Below are 19,855 nucleotides of genomic sequence, written 5' to 3' on the forward strand. Positions count from 1 at the left end.
CTGGCTGGCTCGATTGGTCTTATTGCGGGCCCCAGTTTCTTTAGCTGCTCAAGGAACCAGGAAGGTTACCCTGAGCTCGGGCGGGTTGGTGGTGCTCTCACGGGCGGTAAGGCCGGCCGCGTCGAAGACGCCATCGCCATCGGTCGCACGGGCGAAGAAGAACATGAACTGGGAGCGGTTGTTGCGGGACGCGCGGTTGGCCCAGTCGTCGCGCACGGACTCGAGCGCGTCCGAAATGAGCTTGTACTCGACAATGGCATTAGCGGAAAGCTCGCCCAGTTCGTGCAGGATCGAGGTGCTGAAATCCGCTGCGTTCAGCGAAGGTCCATAGTCAACATGAGCTGCCATCAGGTGTTTACCGCCCAGCACGAGATCCGTGTAAGGCGTACCCGCGATGCCATTTTGATAGACACGCAACTGGGCTGAGGTGATGCGGCCCGGAACCGTGAGGCCCTCCGTTGCGAAGCTGGAAAGGTCGAAGCTCACAAAACCCTTGTACTGGGCGTTACCGGAGGCCCCACTGTCACCCGCATTGATGCTCACATCATTCGTATCGACAGTGCCATCCCCGCGAACATCACCATCCAAGGCAGCCACGCTCGTCAGGGTTCTGGTCAGTTCGCGGAAGGTAGTGAAGCTCGAGGTCACCGGAGCGAGCTTGTTGCCGGCCAGGTCGGTGGCGCTGTTGTTGAGATTGAATCTGTAGACCTTGCCTACACTGGTGTACTCGAGGTCGCCCACCGGGTCAATCTCGAGGCGGGTGTCACCGTTTGACCAGGTGAAGGTCACGGCGGGTATATCGGCGGACTGGTAGGCCAGCTCGGTGGTCTGACGGTTCATGGCTTCGCTGAAATCAATTACGATCTTGACGTTCTTGTTCACACCAATCGAACCGTTGTTGGGGGTAATGGAGACGATGCTGGGTGGGGTGGTGTCACCGGGCGGCGGTGGGGGCGGCGGTGCATCGCCCTGCGTAACGTTGAGGTTAGCCGAGCCGCTTACCGCGCCAGTCGTGGCAGTGATGGTGGTGGTGCCCACCGATATGGCGCTGGCTACACCGGTAGCGCCGATGGTAGCGACCGCGGTGTCGCTGGAAGTCCAGGTGAAGCTGGCGTTCACCACGTTGCCACTGGCATCTTTGGCTACTGCAGTGAAGGTCTGCGTCCCGCCAACCCGCACCGTAGCGGGGCTGGGTGAGACCGACACACTGGCAATGGTGGGTGCGCCGGGAGCGCAACCGGCCATCAGGGTCAGAACCATCAGAGCGGAGATGAAGAAGAACCGTTTTTTCATACCTACCTCCATGACCTGCAAGCTTGCGGGCCGACCCAAAGCGGGCCGATGCTGCTTTGGCAGCCTAGCTTGGTTCAAGTCTTCCCGTTTGGGGTTACCTGGTTGGCGCTGGCGGGGCAGCGCTTGAACAAAGCGATAGAGATTGATGGGCAACAGCAGCGTGTGCAGTAGCAGCACCGGGACAATGTCGGCCAGCACTGCGTAGCCGATAAAGGCCAGGTTGCTGGCTATGGCTACCAGGCGCAGCGTGGACATGTCGCGCATGCAGAATGTGGCCAGCACCAACAACGAAGCCAGATAGCCGGTGGGTTCGTGGACGTTCATACCAGTCTCCTTTCTATTGGAAATTCCTGCTGCAGTCAGGAAATATTCCCTATATGTCACAGACCGATTAAGGCGGCCACCTCAGGCAAACCTTGCTCATGCAGGTCAAAGTGCAAGGTGTAGGTGTTGCGTAGATTCAGACTCTTCTCAAGGGCACCCTGCTCGATAAAAGCCACTGGTGCAGCGCCAGGGCGATAGCCTACGAAGCCAAAGCACCCGGCAGCCGAGCAGGCCTCGCCCAAAAGCACGGCTGCGCCCTGGGCAGTAAAGCCCCTGGCTTGCACTACCCTGGCCGCTATCTGGAGGGTCTGGGGGTGGCGCTCGCTGCGACCCAACAAAAAACCTTCTATGGCTTGTCCATCGGCCAACCTGCCCTTGTAGCGGTAGAGTTGTAGCTCTGCCAGAGCAATGGGACTGCGGATAGCCAGGTGTTGGACGGGTTCAGTCTGGATAATCTGTATGCGGGCCTCGGTATAAATCTGGCCCCGCGCGTCAGCCAGAGCCATGAATGCAGCCATGCTTTCGTTGCGGCCCAGCGAGCCTGATCCCATCCACCAGGCCCCCAGGCTCAGACCCAGAACCAAAACTGTTGCTTGCGAGCCAGTGCTAAAGCCTGTCATTGCGAACCTCCTGATGCGCATAGCCTGCCAGGGGGTTCTTGACGCACCCTTGACGAACCCTTAACAAGGACATCCGAACGGGGAGTACAATGGGCAAATGCGGCTCATCAGCCTTGGCCAGGTGAGCTTGGAGGGTACTGCCTTCTCCCGGCCCAAGCCCCTGCTGTTGCTGGCCTACCTGACTCTGGAGGGCCCGCAGGATCGCCGCCGGCTGGCCGAACTGTTCTGGAACGAGGTCGGCTCCAAGGCCCTCAGCAACCTCTCGGTGGTGCTGGCCCAGTTCAAAAAAGAGGGAGCCGCTGAGGCTTTCCCCGATAAACCGGGGGTCAACCCCCTCTCGAGCCAGGTCGGCTGCGATGCCCTGGATTTCCTCGAGGCCCTGGAAAACCAAGACCTCGAGCGGGCCATTCATCTGTACGAAGGGCCGTTTTTGCGGGACCTGGGCAAGCCCCTGGAGACCCTGGAAGTCTCCGACGAAATCCTCGATTGGGTGCTGGAGAAGCGAGAGTCCTTTGCCCAGAAAGCCCAGATGGCGATGCTCGAGCAGGCCGAGGAACTCGCAGAGCAGCAACGGGCCAGGGAGGCTCGAGTGCTGGCCGAGCGGGCGTACTCGCTGGCTGAAGCCCCGGAGATGGAACCGGCCCTGCTGGCCCGCCTTCAGCGCTTGCTGGTGCAGACCGGAAGCGATCTAAGTCGACGGGCAGGCTCGGCGGCAAAGGCCAGCCTCGACGACCTGCCCGAGTCCGCTCGTAAAGTGTTTCTGGCCCTGGCCTTGCAGGATCAGCCCAACCTCACCATCGTGCGTAGCGCCCTCGAGACCTCCCTGGGCGAACTCTCCCAGGCCCAGGAAACCCTGATCCTTTCAGGGTTGGTGGATGCCAATAACCGGGTGTTGGCTGAAGAAACCGCCCGCGGCTGGCTCGAGGCCCACCCCGGCGAGCGCCTTACACTCCTGCTGGCCCTGGCCCGCAACACCCCACCCGAGATAGCTTTTACTCTATATCGCCAAATCCTCGAGCACACCCAGGGCGTGGGCGGTGTGGGCGATTTTCCTCGCGCTCGAGCGGCCTTCGCCGTTCGGGCTAAAGCCCTCATAGACGGGCTCAAGTTTGCCGAGGCGGCAGCCCTCCTGGGGCAAATTCGCGCCGTCGAGCGGGTGCTGGAAACCTACCCCGACACCGAAAGTCGCTTTCTGGAAGCCTATGCACTGGAGCGACTCGGGCGCTTCAAGGAGGCCCTGGAGCTGCTCCAAACCCTACCAGAGAAACTTCACACCCCCAGCACTACCGCCCTTAAATCGGTGCTGCTATGGCGCCGGGGGATGCCCCAGCAAGCCCAGGAGGCTGCCCTGAGCGTCCTGGAGAGCGGCGTAAGCTGGCTGTGGGCCAAGGCCATTGCCAACAATACGCTGGGCTATCTAGCTGGTTCGGAGGGGGATTTTCTACTGGCTGCTTCACATTTCAAAAAGGCCGCGGCTTTGTTCCAGGCAGCAGGGGCCAGGGATCGCTGGGTGGGAAGCCTAAACAATTACGCCATAGAACTGGATAAAATTGCCAGAGAAGCTGAAAAGAAGGGCATGGATGCTATAGCCCTCGAGTCTGCCAGAGCCGAAGCTGAGCAAGCCTACCATCAGGCGCTGGAAGCCTTAGATCAATCGGGCGAGAATGCCCTTCTTCGGGCAAGAATTCTGCTCAACCTGGGCATTCTTTGGGAGCGCCGCAAAGACTGGGTGAGGGCTGAAGCGCATTACCTGGAGGCCGTTCCTTTTGCCGAGACAGCAGGGGCCTTAGAAATCATGGCCCGGCTGTACCTGAACCTAGGATATGTCCATTCTGCGCAGCATGATGCTTCTAAAGCCAGGTCACACTTCGGCAGCGCCCTGGACTTTGCCTCCAGGGCAGGTGAGTTGTTGACGCAGGGAGTAGCCATGGCCCACCTGGCCGACCTGGATGATGATCCGGATGTACTGGAAGTTGCTTTATCGCTGATGGAACAGAGCGGGCATCTGGATGAGGTCAGGGATTTCCTGGTGAATTACGAGGGTGTGCTCAAACGGTTGATCAACAAGGCCCACGCCCTCGAACATCATGAAAAGGCACGGCGACTCGAGGGTCGGCTGGTGGCTTTGTACCAACAATACCGCAAAGACGATGGTTCGGTAGGTGGCCCCGTTCAACCAGCCCCACCCCGGCGAAACTGACCCGCAAAAATGCGGATAATCTGAGCCCACACCTGCTGTTAAGAGCCCGTTAAGACCTCCCCTCTAATTTTGGGATCAGGAATGCTCGACCACCCGTCCGCATTCCTGCGAGGTGACGAGGATGAGTCGAACCGTATTATTGTCGCTTATACCATGGGCCCTGATGGCATGTAACGTGTCCATCCTGTCGGAAGAGACAACCCTGGGCCACGAGGTGGTTGGGGCCTCCACCTCCTCCGATCCCACCGCCCGCCCGGCCTGGGGGCAGCGGGTGGGGGTTGGCGTGGGGAACCAATCCATCACCAGGGTCGAGATCAACGATGAGGCGGTGGCCTGGACGAAGGTAGGAAGCCAGGTGGTGTTCGACCTGCCCAGTCCACCTCCCCTGCCCTCCAGTCTGCCCGGCTCACCTGCCCAGTACTCCGACCGGGCTACCGTCAAGGTTGAAGTGTTTGGTAACAATCCTAGCAATCCTTTTCTGACGAGGAACTGGACGCCCTACGGCTCGGCGGTGACCGGGGAAGTGAATGTGTTGCTGCTAACCAGCAACTGCCCTTCCCAGGACGCAAGCTTCATGGGCATGACCGTGGTCAATCGTTTTGCCGTGGAGCAGTTGTGTTTTTTTACCCTGAACATCGGCCAGCGCGACACCGTCACCACCATTCAGAACCTCAAGAACAGCTTGAGTGAACTTGCGGTAAGCCGGAACGTTTTCTTCAGCATGGATCAGGGCGGGGGGCTCAACTCCTACGACCCTACCTGTGGTCAGACCTACCACCACCTGGATCCCAATTCCTTGAACTTCCAACTTATACAGGGAAACAGCCTCAAATCGTTGGTCGGGGCCAATTTTTCCTCGGTGGGCGGCCCCACCGGCCAGGGGGTCACGGTGGCCGTGATCGGGGGTGGGGTCAACCCGGCCTGGCTGGGCAACCCCTCCCAGCTGGTGAGCGGCTACAACTTCGTCAACCCGGGCCAACCCACCACCGAGACCTTCGCCTGCGACTTCGACCGCGACGGCACCAGCGACCTGGCCGGTCACGACACCCATGTGGCTGCCATTCTTCATACCATTGCACCCCAGGCCCAGATCGTGCCGCTCAAGGTTTGCAACGGCGCAGGCGACTGCCGCTCGGCCTACATTGCCATGGCCCTGATGTACCTGATGAACCCGCCTTACAGCGGGAGGGTCATTGCCAACGCGAGCAACGGTGGCCCTTTGCCCGACGACACCATATTTGAAATCCTTCAGCGGCCCCAGCTTAGCGACCCCACTCGTTTTTTGCTCATCGCCTCGGCGGGCAATCAAAAAGAAGCGGTCTTGCATTATCCAGGTGGTTATGCGCCTGGGGCGGCCCCTCCGGGCAGCCTGCCCAATGTGGTGTCGGTCGGGGCTTTTGGTATCAAGAGCTCGAGCGGAGCCTACGAACCTGCCGTCTTCAACACGGCTTTGAACTACGAGATACTGGCACCCGGCATTAACGTCTGCACCGATCCCGTCACCCAGTTCCGCTGCACCGCAGGGGCGGCCTACCCCGACCACCTCGGCCTGAGCGGAACCTCTTACGCAACCCCCCTCACCGCTGGGGTAGCTGCGCTTTATGCCCAGGCTAAACCCGGCCAAAACCTGCGGAACCTGCTCTTAACAAATGCAATCGCAGATGTTACCGGAACCACCCTGGGCCGCGTACAGTACAAACCTTAATTGCTCCCACTGTGTGTGGGTCACTGCGTCCAACATGGCACATTGGAATACTGCGCCTTTGACCATGCTGCCCGGCAAAAGGTCTTCAAGGATTTGACCAACTCCATGTAGATTAGAGCGCGGCCAAATCCACCCGCTCGAGCACATCCAGGCCCCGCAGGGCCTCCAGCACCGCCTCACTGGGGCGCTCGTCAATGGCCAGCACAAACAGCGCCTTTCCGCCGGGGTTGTCGCGGCCTAGCTGCATGCCCGCAATGTTGATTCCGTTCTCGCCCAAGAGCGTACCCACCTTACCCACCACCCCCGGCCGGTCGCGGTTGACGCAGACCAGCATGTGCCCGCTGGGCACGGCCTCCACCATGTGGTCATCAATGCCCACAATGCGCGGTTTGCCGCCCAGCACCGCGCCGCGGGCCTTGCGGGTCTCCTTGTCGGTCTCGAGGCGCACCTCCAGCACCTGCCGGTAGTCGAGCGACTGCTCGACCTGGCGGGTAACGAGCGAGATGCCTCGGTCGCGCAGGAGGGGTCGGGCCGAAACCAGGTTGGCCGCACCTGCTTCCAACACCTGATCCAGCAGCCCCTTGGCCACCGCCGAAGCGATGGGGTCGGGGTTTTTCTCGAACTCGCCATAATACGAAACCTCGACCGTCTGGGGGCGGCCCTGGGTAACCTGGGCCAGCAGCTTACCCAGCGCTTCGCCCAGGGGCAGCCAGGCCGAGAACATCTGCAAGCCTTCTGCATCGAAGCCGGTGTTGAGGGCGTGGGCCAGGTTGCCCTGAAGGGTCTCGATGACCCGCTCCAGAACAGCCTCGCCCACCCGCTCCTGGGCTTCTTGGGTATTGGCCCCCAGGTGAGCGGTATGTACTACCCTGGGGTGGTGCACCAGGGGGTGCTCGGCGTTGGGCGGCTCATCCACAAACACGTCCAGTCCGGCCCCCCACAGGTGCCCCTCGTTCAGCACCTCCACCAGGGCCTTTTCGTCCACGATGCCGCCGCGTGCGGCGTTCACCACCACCGCCCCTTTGGGCAGCAAGTAAAGCTCACGGCGACCAATCATGCCCCGGGTTTCGCTCGTGAGCGGGGTGTGAACGGTCAGGAAGTGGCACTGGCGCAGCATATCGGCCAGGTCGTCGAAAAGCTCCACCCCCAGGGTCTGGGCCCGGCTGCGGGGAATATAGGGGTCGTAGGCCAGCACCCGCATATCAAAGCCCTTGGCAAACTGGGCCACCTGCCCCCCAATGCGCCCCAGGCCCACTATGCCGATGGTCTTGTGGTTCAGCTCCAAGCCCAGGTACTTGCGATCCCACTGGCCCTGGCGAATCTTCTGATCCGACTCCACCAGGCCCCGTGCCACAGCCAGCAACAGGGCCCAGGCCAGCTCCGCTGCCGAGCGAGTGTTGGCCTCGGGAACGTTCACCACCAGGATGCCCCGGCGGGAGGCGGCCTCGAGGTCCACGTTGTCTACCCCCACCCCACCCCGGCCCACCACCTTGAGGTTGACTCCGGCCTCGAGTAGCCTGGCATCCACCTGGGTACGGCTGCGCGTAATGAGAGCATCGTACTGCCCGATTACCTCTAGGACCTCTTCTCGAGCCATTCCGGGCCGATAATCGAGCCGAAGGTCTGGGTGCTTCACCTCACCCAGCCGCATTTCATCGGTTACAAGCACTTTCCACATAGTTTTGTCCTGGGAGCCAGCCGGTATACCCCGGCATTCGCCCCAACCTTATCACCTTGTCCCAGATGGCACAAGCTCCAGGAGAAGGCAGCAGGCTTTCATTCTCATGGCTGAGGTAGAGTTCCAGACAATAAAACAGGGCTCCAACAAACGTGTGGTGTCGCCCCCTCGCCTACCGTGGGGAGAGGAAAAAGGCAAACGATAACACCAAGTCCAATCCCGTACCGTTGAGATAGAACCAAGTTCAATCCCGTACCGTGAGGCCCACAAAACAAACCCTGTGCTAGACTTACGGAACAGGTGTGACCTAACCCAAAGACCCTGGTGACGGGCTAATAGCCCGAACCACAAAGGAGAGAACGCATGAAAATAGCCATCGTAACCGACTCGACCTCCGACCTGCAGGCCCGCGCCGCCGAGATGGGCGTAGAGGTAGTACCCCTCTACGTCAACTTCCAGGGCAAAATCCACAAAGACTGGGTGGAAATCACCCCTGCCGACATCTTTGCAGGGGTAGCCGCCGGAGCGGGAATGCCCAGCACCAGCCAGCCCTCCCCCGCCGACTTCAAGGCCGCCTACGAACGCGCCCTGCAAAAAGCCGACCACGTACTCTCGATTCATATCTCCTCCAAGCTTTCCGGCACGGTGGGTTCGGCCAACCTGGCCGCGCAGGAGTTCCCCGGCAAAGTCACGGTTTTTGACTCACTGGCCGCCAGCATGGGCATCGGGATGATGGTCGAACGAGCCAAGGAGCTCCTGGACCAGGGGGCCGACCTGAAGCAGGTACTTGTCGAGCTCGAGCGCATCCGCGCCGACCACATCGTGCGCTTCACCCTGGCCACCCTGGACTACCTGAAGAAAAATGGGCGCATTGGGGGGGCTCAGGCCCTGCTGGGAGGCCTGTTGGGCATCAAGCCCATCCTGACCGTTAAGGAAGGCAAGGTCGAGGCCGCAGGCCGGGCCCGGGGCGAAAAAAAAGCCCTGGCCGAGATGGTCGAATCCCTCAAGACCTGGGCCGCAGGCCGCCAGAAAATCCGTATCTACTACCTCTACAACGCTGAAGAAAGCGATGTAGCCGCATTCAAAGCCGCCGTACAAGCCACCGGGCTGCCCCTGGAAGAGCGCATCACCAGTAGCATTGGGGGCGTGATTTCCACCCACACCGGGCCGGGGCTTTACGGGTATTATGCCTACAGCCTGTGAAATCCAGAGTGGGTAGCCCAGATATCCGACCTGCGACAAAGAGCTGGCATCTTCGAGGTGCGGCCACACATAACCCGGCCTCCCTTGAAAGCTGTTGGGGCCAGTAGCGCCCATCACGTAACGCCTGCGATCAATACAACATCAGCTATACTCGGCTGAATCGGGTTTCTGGAAATACAGCAGGGAGGTGAAGATGGAACGTACCGCGTTTGTTGCCGATTCAACCCTGGGTTTGAGCCCCCAGGAGGCCCTCAAGCGGGATGTATACGTAATCCCGCAGCAGGTCATCATCGAAGGCAAGAGCTACCGCGACTATGTGGAGATGACCCCGGACGAGGTGATAAAGGCCCAACTCGCCGGCAAAAAGGTCAGCACCAGCCAGATTTCTGCGGTGGATCTGGAGGCTTTGTACAGGAATCTGCTCGAGAAGTTCGACCGCATTGTTTCGGTACATGTCTCGAGCAAACTTTCGGGTACCTGCTCCACAGCCCGTATGGTAGCCGAGAAGTTTGGCAACCGCGTCAAGGTGATAGACGGCCTGACCCTGAACGGCGGGCTTTCTTTTGTGATCGAGGAGGCACAGCGCAAGCTCTCGGCAGGGGTGCCCTGGGACAAGCTGGAGGAGGCCATTGCCCCACTGGTAGAGCGGGTGCGTGGCTTCGTGCTACCGGCCACGCTGGAATACCTGCACCGAGGTGGGCGCATTGGCGGCTTGCAGCACTTCATTGGTTCCCTGCTCAAACTGCTGCCGGTGCTAGAGGTGCGGGATGGGCTGGTGAGGCCCCTCGAGCGGGCCCGGGGCTGGCACAAGGGCTTACAGCAACTCGCCCAGGCTTTTCACCAGGCCTTCCCCGAGGGGGCCCGGGTCATCCTGGCCCACGCCTACAACCCTCAGGGCATCGAAGAGCTCCGCAAGCTGATTAGCCAGGAGGGTGTGGTGATTGAAGGCGTGCGGGAGTGCGGCCCCGCTGTGGCCGCCCACACCGGCCCCGGCACGGTCGCGCTGTTTGCGGCACCAAGGTAGGTTCACACACCAGAGCAAAGCTCGAGGGCCTCTACGCTGCGCCCTATGGCATTGGTCAAACCCAGGTTGCCTGTCTTCAGAGCGGCCTGGTCAAAGGCGCGATACCTAGAGCTATCCCGATTTGGATGTAAAAACACGATCGAAACACTTCGGCGTTCGCCCATTGGCCTCAGGCGTTCAGCTTTCGGCTGACAACACCCCCCCTTCCCTGTTATGGTCTGGACGTGCGTGCCGTTGTGCAAAGAGTTAGCCAGGCCCAGGTGGTCGTAGGGGGTAAGGTTGTGGGCCAGATTGGACAGGGGTTGCTGGTGTTGCTGGGCGTGGGAAGGGGCGACACCCTGGACGATGCCGCCTACCTGGCCCGAAAAATTGCGGGGCTGCGGGTTTTTGCCGACGCCGATGGCAAGATGAATTTATCCCTGGCCGATGTGGGGGGCGAGGTGTTGGCCGTGTCGCAGTTCACCCTGTTTGGCGATACCCGCAAGGGCAACCGGCCCAGCTTTATCGAGGCAGCAGCACCCGATGAAGGTCGGCGGCTCTACGAGGGTTTTTGCGACCTGATGACCCAGCAGGGGCTTCACGTCGAGACCGGGGTTTTCCAGGCTCATATGGAGGTACACCTGATCAACGATGGCCCTGTAACACTCTGGCTCGACTCCGCCGAACGGTTCCAGCACCGACGTAGCTAGCCCCCAGGCAGTTGACAGGCCGCAATCGGATGGGATATAGTTCGTTCGCTGAACTTACTAAGTTAACGCTTTATTTGAGGTGCCATGGCCCGCAACGCACCCCTTGACCAGCAGGCCATCAAGCGGCAGAACCGCCGCCTGATTCTGGAGGCCCTGCGCCGAAACGGCCCCTCGAGCCGGGCGACGCTGGCCCGCGCGGTAGGCCTTACCAAAAGCACGGTCTCTTCGCTGGTTCAGGAGATGCTTGAAGAAGGCCTGCTGGATGAAGGCAACCAGCACAAGCCGGGTGTGGGCCGCCCCGGCACCGAGCTCGAGTTCTCCCCCGAGCATACCCTGGCCTTGGGGGCCGAGCTGGGCGTGGAGAATACCCAAATTGTGCTGCTCGACCTGAACAACAAAATCCACGGCGAGTGGGACTGGGTCGAAAGCCCCTACACCCCGCTGGCCGAGCGGATATCCAAACTGGCCGAACAGATCAGAATCCGGCTGGCGGATCCCACACATCTGCTGGGGGTGGGGCTCGCCGTCCCCGGCGTGGTCAGCGGACGAAACCTTATCTATGCACCGGGCCCGGGCTGGCGCAACGAGCGGCCTGCCGATTTGCTCGAGGCCCTGCTAAAAGTCCCCGCAAACGTCGAAAACGACGCCAACGCTGCCGCCCTGGGCGAAACCTTCTGGGGCGAGAATCAAAGCCCGCTGGTCTACGTGGTCATGACTACGGGCCTGGGAACGGGGTTGGTGGTGGAGGGGCAGGTTTACCGGGGCCGCCTGGGGGCTGCTGGCGAACTGGGCCACTGGCTCACCGGCCAACCCAAAAGCCGCAGCGGCGGCGGGGATGTCGAAGACACCCTTTCGCTGCGCGCCATGGTGCGGCACTACCAGGCTGCCAGTGGCCGGCAGGAAGGCTTTTGGGGCATCCTGCAACGGGCCGAGCAGCAAGACCCCTATGCCCTGCAGGCCCTGCAAAACCTGGCCTACGAGTTGGGGCGTTTTGTGGTTAACCTATGTGTCACCTTTGACCCCGCTGTGGTGGTGCTGGGCGGGGCCGGGGCCGAGGCCTGGAAGTGGCTCGAGGCCCCCCTGCGACAGACCATCCGCAACCTGGCTTTTATCCCCGAACACGGCGAAATACCCGTCAAGCCCAGCGCGTTCGGACATCTGGCCCCGGCTATGGGCGCCGCTGCCTTGGTGCTGCAGCGCTTTCTAGCAAATGGTGGAACCAGGGAGTGGAGCCCGCCAATCTCCGCCCTGGGGACTCGGCCAACCATTGGCGCCCCATCTATGTCGAGGAGGACATAATATGCGAAAGTTTCTCTTAGCCCTGGTAGCCGCAGCCCTTGGCTCGCTGGCAGTGGCCCAGTCGGGGAGGTTGGAAATCTTCTCCTGGTGGGCCGGAGACGAAGGCCCCGCTCTACAAGCCCTCATTGATTTGTACAAGAAGCGCTACCCCAACGTGGAAGTCATCAACGCCACCGTGACCGGCGGCTCCGGGGTGAATGCCCGGGCCGTCCTCAAGACCCGCATGCTGGGCGGCGATCCCCCCGATAGCTTCCAGGTACACGCAGGTCAAGAACTCACCGGCACCTGGGTGGTCGCCGACCGCATGGAAGACCTGACCCCCCTCTTCAACCAGGAAGGCTGGATGAACCGCTTCCCCAAAGGGCTCATTGACCTGATTTCCTACAAAGGCAAGATTTACAGCGTACCCGTCAACATCCACCGCTCCAACGTAATGTGGTATAACCCTGCCAAGCTGCGGGAGTGGGGGGTACAGCCACCCAAAACCTGGGCCGAGTTCCTGACCACTTGCCAGACCCTCAAAGGCAAGGGACTGGAAGCGCCCTTGGCCCTTGGTGAAAACTGGACCCAGCAGCACCTGTGGGAGTCGGTGGCCCTGGGGGTGCTCGGTGCCAACGACTACACCAACCTCTGGAACGGCAAGCTACGTTTCAACGACCCCAAGGTAGTGGCGGTGTGGAACACCTTTGGCCGGGTGCTCGACTGCGCCAACAAAGACGCCTCGGGCCTCTCCTGGCAGCAGGCAGTAGACCGCGTACTGGATGGCACTTCGGCTTTCAACATCATGGGTGACTGGGCTGCCGGCTACATGACCACCACCAAGGGCCTCAAACCCGGCGAAGGCTTCGGCTGGGCCCCGGCACCCGGTACGGCCGGCGTGTTCATGATGCTCTCCGACTCCTTCGGCCTGCCCAAGGGCGTTAAGAACCGCGCCAACGTGCTCAACTGGCTGCGGCTGGTCGGCTCCAAAGAAGGCCAGGACGCTTTCAACCCGCTCAAGGGTTCGATTGCTGCCCGCACCGACTCCGACCCCAGCAAGTACAACGCCTACCTGCAATCGGCCATGCGTGACTGGCGCAACAACCGCATTGTGGGCTCGCTGGTGCACGGTGCTGTGGCCCCCGAGTCCTTCATGAGCCAGTTTGGCACCGTGATGGAAATCTACCTCTCGGGCCGCAACGCCCAGGCTGCCTCCAATGCAGCCCAGGCCATTGCCACCCAGGTTCGTCTGGGCCAGTAGTTCACCTGGAGGGGCAGGTACACAAACCTGCCCCTCTATCTTTTTTTCGCACAACCGCCCCCTCGAAAACGCTCATCCAATCAGTCCAAAGCGGCGTAGTCGACGAAGAATCTGCACCGCTCGGAATGAACCCGGCGAAATAACCCACCACGCTGCCACGCAAACAAAGAACTGCCTTTATAACTAGCGAGGCGCCAACCCCAGAGGTAAAGATGAACTGGCTCAAGAATAAAGACACCCTCTACGGCTTCCTGGTCATCCTGCCCTCGCTGGTGCTGCTGGGCATTTTCGTCTATGGTTTTATCCTTCAGACCTTTTATACCTCCCTCACCGACTGGGGTCGAGACCCGGCCCAGGCCCTCTCGGCCAACCCTCAGATTCGCTTTATCGGCTTTGAAAACTACCGCGAGCTTTTCACCGGGTTTGTGGATGCGCGGTTTCGTCAGGATCTGGTCAACACCTTCTTCTTCACGCTGTTCTTCATTCTGGGCTGCCTGGGGGTGGGGCTGGGGCTGGCCATTGTGCTGGATCGAAGCCCCAAGGGCGAGGGTTTTTTCCGCACCATCTTCTTGTTTCCTATGTCGCTGTCGTTCATCGTGACCGGAACCATCTGGCGCTGGATGCTGCAACCGCAGGGCGGTGTCAACCAGCTCCCCACCCTGGTGGGGCTGCCCAAGGGCGATTTCGCCTGGCTCACCAGCCGCGAGCAGATCTGGCAGGTAAGCTGGAACGACCTGCCCTTCCTCACCGCCCTGGTAGTGAGCGCAGTGCTGGTGTTCATCGCCCTGGGGGCTTTCCGGAGCGGTGAGCGCCGGCGGGGCTTTATCGCCTCCGGCTCGGCGGCTTTGCTGCTCCTGTGGGCCTTCACACTGGGCCGCACCCTGCAACCCCTCCCCTACGACGAACCCCACGGCTTTAACCTGGCCTTTATCGGCATTATCCTGGCCGCCGTCTGGCAGATGTCGGGCTACACCATGGCCCTGTACCTGGCCGGGCTGCGCGGCATCCCCGAGGAGCTGCGGGAGGCCGCCCGGGTAGATGGCGCCTCGGAGTGGCAGCTTTACCAGCGCATTATCTTTCCCCTACTGGCCCCCATCACGCTTTCGGCCATGATCATCCTGGGCCACATCAGCCTAAAAATTTTCGACCTGATTTTTGCCATGGCCGGGGCCGACAACGCCCCCACCGACGTGCCCGCCCTCTTGATGTACCTGACCACCTTCCGGGCCAACCAAATTGCCAAAGGGGCGGCCATCGGGATGATTCTGCTCTTGCTGGTGGCTGCGGTGATTGTGCCCTACCTGTACAGCCAGCTCAAAAGCGAGGTGCGGCGATGACCCTCGAAATTCACAAAACCCAACGCGAGGTACGGCGATGACCCTCGAAATTCACAAAACCCAACGTGAGGTACGGCGATGATGGGTCGGATTGTGCAGTATGGGGTTTTGTTCCTGGCCACGCTGTTCTTTTTGCTGCCGGTTTATCTGGTCATCATCACTGCGCTCAAAGAACCCTCCGCCATCACCCTGAAAGACACCTGGCGGCTCCCCGAGCGCTGGTACTGGGAGAGTTTTGCCCAGGCCTGGACGGCTTTTTTGCCCAAGCTGCAAAACAGCTTTTTCCTGACCATCATGGCCACCATTCTTTCGGCCTTGCTGGGTTCGCTGAATGGCTATGTGCTGGCTAAATGGAAATTCCCTGGGGCCAGTATCGTTTTTCCCCTGATGCTTTTTGGCATGTTCATCCCCTACCAGGCTGTGCTGATTCCGCTGTTCCAGTTTGTGCGCGAGATTGGGCTGGGTGGTACGTTATGGGGGCTTATTCTGGTACACGTGGTGTACGGGCTGCCCATCACCACCCTTATTTTCCGCAACTACTACGCTGAAATCCCCGACGAGATGATCGAGGCGGGGCGCATAGACGGTGCGGGGTTCTTTGGCATCTACAGCCGCATCGTATTCCCGCTCTCGGTACCGGGGTTTGTGGTGGTGGTCATCTGGCAGTTCACCCAGATCTGGAATGAGTTTTTGTTTGCCGTGACGCTGGTGAGCAGCCCGGCCAACCAGCCCATCACGGTGGCCCTGGCCCAGCTTGCGGGCGGCGAGGCGGTGAAGTGGAACCTGCCCATGGCGGGTGCCCTGCTGGCCGCCTTGCCAACGCTCCTGGTCTACATCTTCCTGGGGCGCTACTTCATTCGGGGGCTGTTGGCGGGGTCGGTGAAGGGGTAGAACCCCAGTGATCTGGCACAAAGAATTCGGCATACACAGCGGTTCCCCCCATCAGCCGAACATCGCAATTTTGAGCAATCAATGTGCTTCAAAACATAACTGAAAGCGATTTACCAGAGCACTAAGGTGCGGTGCTGAAGTTTCGGAGCACCGAGCTGGCCTGGAAAAACGACATATCCCAGCCAAACGCGGGGTAGCCTGCAGCCCAGGCAGGGCCTGCAAAGGCGTTGACGTTCTCGAAGGGGCCGTAGCATTGCACAAACCAGTTGTAGGTGCGGTTCGCCTCGAGCCCCGGAACCACCGTGGTGCGGTCGGTATAGAAGGTGCGGGTGGGCTGGCCTGCGCTGCTCAGGAACAAAAGGCAGGTGCTATCGGCCGGCCGCGACCACTGCAAGGGGGTGTTGAGGGGGAGGCCGCTTTGGCCCTGGTTGGGGCTCGAGAGTCCGGGGGCTACAGGCAGCACGCGGTCAATAAAGCCGCTGGATCCCAGGCCATTTTGCTGGAAGCTGAGGGTGCGGCCATCGGGGGCGTCGGCATAGGCGGCGAAGGTGAGGGTTTTACCCGGAATCACCGGGGTGGCCCAGGACAGGTTTAGCGGGCTTTCGGCGTTGTTGGAGGCAATCAGGAAGAGCGAGCGGGCCTCGAGGTTCACGTAAAGCTGCCTCGAGCGCAGGGTCAGGCCGCTGGGGTTGGTCAGGTTCACGCTCAAGGCCCCGGTGCTGATGGGGGCTACGCCCACGTTCAGGCTGGCGCTCTCCCCAGGGTCGAGCGAGACCACCCGGCTGCCGTAGGCCAGAAAGGCCTCGGGGGTGCCGGGCAGGTCGGGCACGTACCGCCACTGCAGGACATACACCCGGCCCTGCACACTGCCGCTGCCGTTCCAGGCCGCGGTCAGGGTGTAGGCCGGACCCTGGCCAGGAAAGAGGGTCTGCAGGTTGTAACCGGGGGGCACAAACTGGGTCAGCCTGGCCTGGGGCGCCCCAAACACCACCTGCACCCCGGTGTTGGCGGGGTTGGGGAAGGTGATGCCGCTGCCCGATTGGGGCAGAAGGCTACCGCTCAGGCCGGCGGTCTGCTCGGCAGAAGCCCCGCCCAGGCTGGTGAAGAGCAACAAAAGGGGGTCGGGCCGGCTCAGGCCCAAAAAGATGTGCTCCTGGGTAGCAGCAGGCCGCACGGTGAGGTCGTAGGGGGGTGTGATGCCAGACAGGCTAAAGCGGCCCTCGGCGTCGGTGTTCACACACCGGCTACCCTGGCAGACCGGCACACCTGCCAGCGGCTGCCCAAAGCGGTTCTTGGCCTGGCCGCTCACGGTCATCTGGCTGCTGGCCGAAACCCCCAGGGTGAGGGTGCGCTCACGCTTGAGCACCTGGCCGTTTACGCTGGCAGTAGCCCGCACCAGCAGAGTGTACTCGCCTGCGGCCAGCTCACCGGAGGGGTTCAGGGTCAGGGTGCTGCTGCTCTGGATGGGGTTCTGGCTGAAGCTGGCACTGACGCCCAGGGTGCTGGGGATACGAACCAGCGAAAGCTGCACCTGGGCGCTGAAGCCGCCGGTTTTTTCCAGCGTGACCTCGAGGCTTCCAGTAGTACCGGCCTCGAGGTTTAGGGTGCCGGTCGAAAGGGCAATCTGAAAGTCGCCTTCCACGGGCGGGGATGGGGGGGTGGGGTTTCCACCCGCACAACCCGCAATCAGCAGCAAAGAAAGCAAGCAGTAGCGCATCGGTACCTCCTAGTTGATGCAGGCCGGCAGCCGGAAGTCCTGGGTGGCGACCGTGGGGCGGGCCGGGGGGCCGGCATTGCCATCGGTGACCTCGAGGGTCAGCCGAAAGCGAAAACCACAGGTAGCCCCGGGATAGAGCGAGGTCAGGTTGGCGATCATCACCGTGGGCAGGTCGGTGCCGCCGCTGGTAAAGAAAATGTTCCCCGAACCGCCCGGTACGTTCTGCTGCGTGCCGGAGATAGGGTTGCCGCTGCCGTCCAGCCGCTGGATTTTCCAGGTGTAGGTAAGCATCTGGTTCTCGTTGTCCTGCACCCAGCCCTTGAGGGCAATCTGGGTGGAGCCGATCTCGGGGTTGACCCCGGCGGGCTGGGTGATGAGGGCGCTCGGCGGGTAGTTGGCGGGGGCCGGGCTTACATTGACGTTCACCGTGGCGCTGCCCTTCTTGCCCCGGGCGTTGCTGACCTCCAGGGTCAGGGTGCGGGAGGCCGTGCTGCTGCTAAGGGTTATGGTGGGGGTACCGCAGGCGTTGGCGGGCAGGGTGTCGGCGGCCACACTGCTCTTCCAGACCGCATTGGCGCAATTCTGGGTGCTAAGGCTGGGGTCGAGCCAGCTCCCCTGCAGGAGCACGGTCTGGCCGGCATAGAAGCCCTGACCCTGCTTGGGGTTCAGGATCTGGACGCTGGGCGGGGGGTCTTGCACGTTCAGGCTCAGGGTGGCGCTGCTGTTTAGCCCCGCGCTGTTGCTGGCGCTGGCGGTAATGGTGTGGGGGCCTTCGGTGGTGAAGGTATAGGTTAGGCAAGGCGGGTTGGCATTGGCAGCAATGCTGCCCAGGCTGCCCTCCACGCTGCTACTCAGGCTCACTGCCTTGGGCCCGTCCTGCGGATCGTAGGCGGTGGCGCAAAGGCTAAAGGGCTTGAGGAGCTGCGGCGATCCCACGCCTCCCTGCGAGAGCTTCACGCTGGACGGCTGAGGGGTGGCCTGGGCGATGGTACCCAGGTTTTTGTCGTAGACCTTCAGGTCGTAGTCCAGGCGGAACTCGATCACCTCCAGATCAATGCCCAGATGAAAACCCAGATAGGCCTCTACCCCGGCGGAAAGCCGCCAAACGGGATTGCGCGGCACCACCGCGTCCATCTCGAGGTAGCCCCCCAGCTTGGCGTAGGGCCCCACAATGCCATAAAGCAGTACATCGGCCTTACCCAGCAGGCTCCCCCGAACCTGAGCGCCGGTGTTGGCCCCGCTCAGACCGGCGTTAAAGCTCTCGTCAAAGCTGCTGCAGTTGTTGAAACCGCTCTTGTACTCCAGACAGGCCTGGGCGTTAAGGCTCTGGGTAGCGCCAAAGCTTAGGCCCGCGCTCACCTGCCCGGTGGCGCTCACCACCATCTTCAGGCTGGGCACAAATACCAGCGGCACCGGCCCCACAAACACCGTGATGGGCGTAAAGTTGAAGCTGGCCAGTTCCTTTTCCTTATTGATGCTGTAGCCCAGCCCGGAGCTCACCTTAACCTCGGCGCTTTGCTTTATGCCGTAGGCTGCCTTGAAGTAGACCCCGTTGGGGTAGGCGGGCACCCCAAAGACCTTCTTCCAGCTTACCCCGGCGCTAAAACCGTTCTGCACGTCGAAGAAGACCTTGCCCGAGACCCGCACCTGGTCGTTTGTGGTGGACGGGTTGTTGTCCTGGTCGTAGAGCACCTCGTCGAAGCTAAAGTCCAGGGTGGCCATGGGCCTGACCCCACCCTGGGCGCTGTAGGAGGTGAGGCCGCCGGCAAAGCGCACGCTCTGGGCCAGGGCCTGGGCCGATTGCAGGTCGGAGGGGGTGAGGGTCTTCTGGAACTCGGCCTCGCCTTGCTCGAGGGCCTCGCCAAGGTCGGCTTCCTCGGTCTGCACGGTTACGGTGTTGCCCGCGCGGCTGATGCCCTTGACCTTTTGCAGGAGGCCGTAGGGGGCCGCTGGGGTGGGCTCGCTCACCAGCACCTGTCCGACCTCGAGGGCCTGGAGCTGGGGGTTGTCGGCGCTAAAGATGAGGGTGGCCTGGCAGAGCGGGCGGTTCTGGTTGGTGTAGTCCAGGCAGGCCGGGGCGTTGGTGAGGGCGAAGCTGGACAAAGACGCCTGGCTCTGGGGGTTTAGCACCCGGGTATCGGGGTCGATTTTGGGCTCAATCCGGCTGGGGGGGCCACCCCCACAGGCCGCGAGCAGCAGGGCTAGGGCTGCGATTTTAGCTGGGTAGCGCATGCTTCCTCCTTTGCACGCTCGAGGGCTGCCACCAGATCTTCCAGGCGGGCAAAGTTGTACCGGGCTCCGCCCCGCAAGGGTTCAAGGCTGAAGCGCCACTGCTGCTCGCCGTCGCTCCACATGCGGAGCACATAGCACTGTTCCTGGTGGCCCTCTGGCATGGCAACCAGCGTAGAAGGGGGGGCGTCAATTGAGCGTCAAGTGGGGGCACGGGCGTATCGCCAAGTCATACCAAAACCACGTTAACCCCTTGCCTTCTCCCCTGGCGGGTGAAGGTGGCAACACCCCGACCGCGCTATTTACAAACAGTTACGCAAACGCAGTTGACTGCACCTGGGGTGTCGCCGAATGAGGAAGCTGGGAACGACCCTCAAAGCCACCTCTACAGGTAAATTTGGTAACA

15 protein-coding genes are annotated in these 19,855 nt (G+C 61.5%); 9 read left to right on the forward strand and 6 right to left on the reverse strand.

Annotation, left to right across the window (positions count from 1 at the left end; all coding sequences use genetic code 11):
* Positions 1-48: 48 nt before the first annotated feature.
* Together Q0X23_RS04360 and Q0X23_RS04365 are read right to left on the reverse strand one after the other, a co-directional pair.
* A complete protein-coding gene (locus tag Q0X23_RS04360) occupies positions 49-1,617 on the reverse strand; it encodes an Ig-like domain-containing protein (RefSeq protein ID WP_297859154.1) in 1,569 nt (522 codons plus the stop codon).
* Between the two features lie 56 nt (positions 1,618-1,673).
* Positions 1,674-2,237 carry a hypothetical protein gene (locus tag Q0X23_RS04365; protein ID WP_297859155.1) on the reverse strand — a complete coding sequence of 188 codons (564 nt, stop codon included), beginning with the start codon at positions 2,235-2,237 and terminating at the stop codon, positions 1,674-1,676.
* 97 nt (positions 2,238-2,334) lie between these two features.
* Here Q0X23_RS04365 and Q0X23_RS04370 point away from each other — a divergent pair, with 97 nt between their 5' ends.
* Entirely contained in the window at positions 2,335-4,437 is a 2,103-nt protein-coding gene (locus tag Q0X23_RS04370; RefSeq protein ID WP_297859156.1) for a hypothetical protein, read from the forward strand.
* Between the two features lie 163 nt (positions 4,438-4,600).
* Entirely contained in the window at positions 4,601-6,142 is a 1,542-nt protein-coding gene (locus Q0X23_RS04375) for a S8/S53 family peptidase (protein ID WP_297859157.1), read from the forward strand.
* A gap of 112 nt (positions 6,143-6,254) precedes the next feature.
* Here Q0X23_RS04375 and serA read toward each other — a convergent pair whose 3' ends face one another.
* The gene (serA, locus tag Q0X23_RS04380) at positions 6,255-7,820 is read right to left on the reverse strand and encodes a phosphoglycerate dehydrogenase (RefSeq protein ID WP_297859158.1); all 1,566 of its coding nucleotides are present in this window, start codon (positions 7,818-7,820) and stop codon (positions 6,255-6,257) included.
* Positions 7,821-8,183: 363 nt separating this feature from the next.
* Here serA and Q0X23_RS04385 point away from each other — a divergent pair, with 363 nt between their 5' ends.
* From Q0X23_RS04385 to Q0X23_RS04415, 7 genes are all read left to right on the forward strand, one after another.
* A complete protein-coding gene (locus Q0X23_RS04385) occupies positions 8,184-9,023 on the forward strand; it encodes a DegV family protein (RefSeq protein ID WP_119340138.1) in 840 nt (279 codons plus the stop codon).
* Between the two features lie 193 nt (positions 9,024-9,216).
* Positions 9,217-10,047 (forward strand): DegV family protein, encoded by an 831-nt coding sequence (locus Q0X23_RS04390; protein ID WP_297859159.1) that lies wholly within the window; start codon positions 9,217-9,219, stop codon positions 10,045-10,047.
* Between the two features lie 224 nt (positions 10,048-10,271).
* Positions 10,272-10,736, forward strand: coding sequence for a D-aminoacyl-tRNA deacylase (gene dtd, locus Q0X23_RS04395; RefSeq protein WP_297859160.1), 465 nt, complete (start codon positions 10,272-10,274; stop codon positions 10,734-10,736).
* An 84-nt stretch (positions 10,737-10,820) separates the two neighbouring features.
* Complete coding sequence (locus tag Q0X23_RS04400) at positions 10,821-12,035, forward strand: ROK family transcriptional regulator (RefSeq protein WP_297859161.1); 1,215 nt, start codon at positions 10,821-10,823, stop codon at positions 12,033-12,035.
* 1 nt (position 12,036) lies between these two features.
* Positions 12,037-13,275 carry an ABC transporter substrate-binding protein gene (locus Q0X23_RS04405; RefSeq protein ID WP_297859162.1) on the forward strand — a complete coding sequence of 413 codons (1,239 nt, stop codon included), beginning with the start codon at positions 12,037-12,039 and terminating at the stop codon, positions 13,273-13,275.
* Between the two features lie 212 nt (positions 13,276-13,487).
* The gene (locus tag Q0X23_RS04410; protein WP_297859163.1) at positions 13,488-14,612 is read left to right on the forward strand and encodes a carbohydrate ABC transporter permease; all 1,125 of its coding nucleotides are present in this window, start codon (positions 13,488-13,490) and stop codon (positions 14,610-14,612) included.
* A gap of 81 nt (positions 14,613-14,693) precedes the next feature.
* Positions 14,694-15,503 (forward strand): carbohydrate ABC transporter permease, encoded by an 810-nt coding sequence (locus Q0X23_RS04415; RefSeq protein WP_297861166.1) that lies wholly within the window; start codon positions 14,694-14,696, stop codon positions 15,501-15,503.
* A gap of 121 nt (positions 15,504-15,624) precedes the next feature.
* Here the strand turns inward: Q0X23_RS04415 and Q0X23_RS04420 are convergent, their stop codons facing one another.
* From Q0X23_RS04420 to Q0X23_RS04430, 3 genes are read right to left on the reverse strand one after another with little or no spacing between them, the layout of a single operon-like run.
* Positions 15,625-17,220, reverse strand: a complete 1,596-nt coding sequence (locus Q0X23_RS04420; protein ID WP_297859164.1) for a hypothetical protein — start codon at positions 17,218-17,220, stop codon at positions 15,625-15,627.
* 9 nt (positions 17,221-17,229) lie between these two features.
* Positions 17,230-19,452 (reverse strand): hypothetical protein, encoded by a 2,223-nt coding sequence (locus Q0X23_RS04425; RefSeq protein ID WP_297859165.1) that lies wholly within the window; start codon positions 19,450-19,452, stop codon positions 17,230-17,232.
* Positions 19,422-19,613 carry a hypothetical protein gene (locus tag Q0X23_RS04430; RefSeq protein ID WP_297859166.1) on the reverse strand — a complete coding sequence of 64 codons (192 nt, stop codon included), beginning with the start codon at positions 19,611-19,613 and terminating at the stop codon, positions 19,422-19,424. The genes Q0X23_RS04425 and Q0X23_RS04430 overlap by 31 nt, the downstream gene beginning before the upstream one ends.
* Positions 19,614-19,855 lie beyond the last annotated feature (242 nt).

The sequence above is a fragment of the Meiothermus sp. genome (assembly GCF_026004115.1).
Taxonomy (GTDB): Bacteria; Deinococcota; Deinococci; order Deinococcales; family Thermaceae; genus Meiothermus.

Coding starts and splice junctions, on each gene's coding strand:
- Q0X23_RS04375 (WP_297859157.1), top strand. CDS start 4,601: ATGGCATGTAACGTGTCCATCCTGTCGGAAGAGACAACCCTGGGCCAC.
- Q0X23_RS04420 (WP_297859164.1), bottom strand. CDS start 17,220: ATGCGCTACTGCTTGCTTTCTTTGCTGCTGATTGCGGGTTGTGCGGGT.
- Q0X23_RS04360 (WP_297859154.1), bottom strand. CDS start 1,617: ATGAACGTCCACGAACCCACCGGCTATCTGGCTTCGTTGTTGGTGCTG.
- serA (WP_297859158.1), bottom strand. CDS start 7,820: ATGTGGAAAGTGCTTGTAACCGATGAAATGCGGCTGGGTGAGGTGAAG.
- Q0X23_RS04415 (WP_297861166.1), top strand. CDS start 14,694: ATGGGTCGGATTGTGCAGTATGGGGTTTTGTTCCTGGCCACGCTGTTC.
- Q0X23_RS04385 (WP_119340138.1), top strand. CDS start 8,184: ATGAAAATAGCCATCGTAACCGACTCGACCTCCGACCTGCAGGCCCGC.
- Q0X23_RS04370 (WP_297859156.1), top strand. CDS start 2,335: ATGCGGCTCATCAGCCTTGGCCAGGTGAGCTTGGAGGGTACTGCCTTC.
- Q0X23_RS04430 (WP_297859166.1), bottom strand. CDS start 19,613: ATGCCAGAGGGCCACCAGGAACAGTGCTATGTGCTCCGCATGTGGAGC.
- Q0X23_RS04425 (WP_297859165.1), bottom strand. CDS start 19,452: ATGCGCTACCCAGCTAAAATCGCAGCCCTAGCCCTGCTGCTCGCGGCC.
- Q0X23_RS04365 (WP_297859155.1), bottom strand. CDS start 2,237: ATGACAGGCTTTAGCACTGGCTCGCAAGCAACAGTTTTGGTTCTGGGT.
- Q0X23_RS04400 (WP_297859161.1), top strand. CDS start 10,821: ATGGCCCGCAACGCACCCCTTGACCAGCAGGCCATCAAGCGGCAGAAC.
- Q0X23_RS04390 (WP_297859159.1), top strand. CDS start 9,217: ATGGAACGTACCGCGTTTGTTGCCGATTCAACCCTGGGTTTGAGCCCC.
- Q0X23_RS04405 (WP_297859162.1), top strand. CDS start 12,037: ATGCGAAAGTTTCTCTTAGCCCTGGTAGCCGCAGCCCTTGGCTCGCTG.
- Q0X23_RS04410 (WP_297859163.1), top strand. CDS start 13,488: ATGAACTGGCTCAAGAATAAAGACACCCTCTACGGCTTCCTGGTCATC.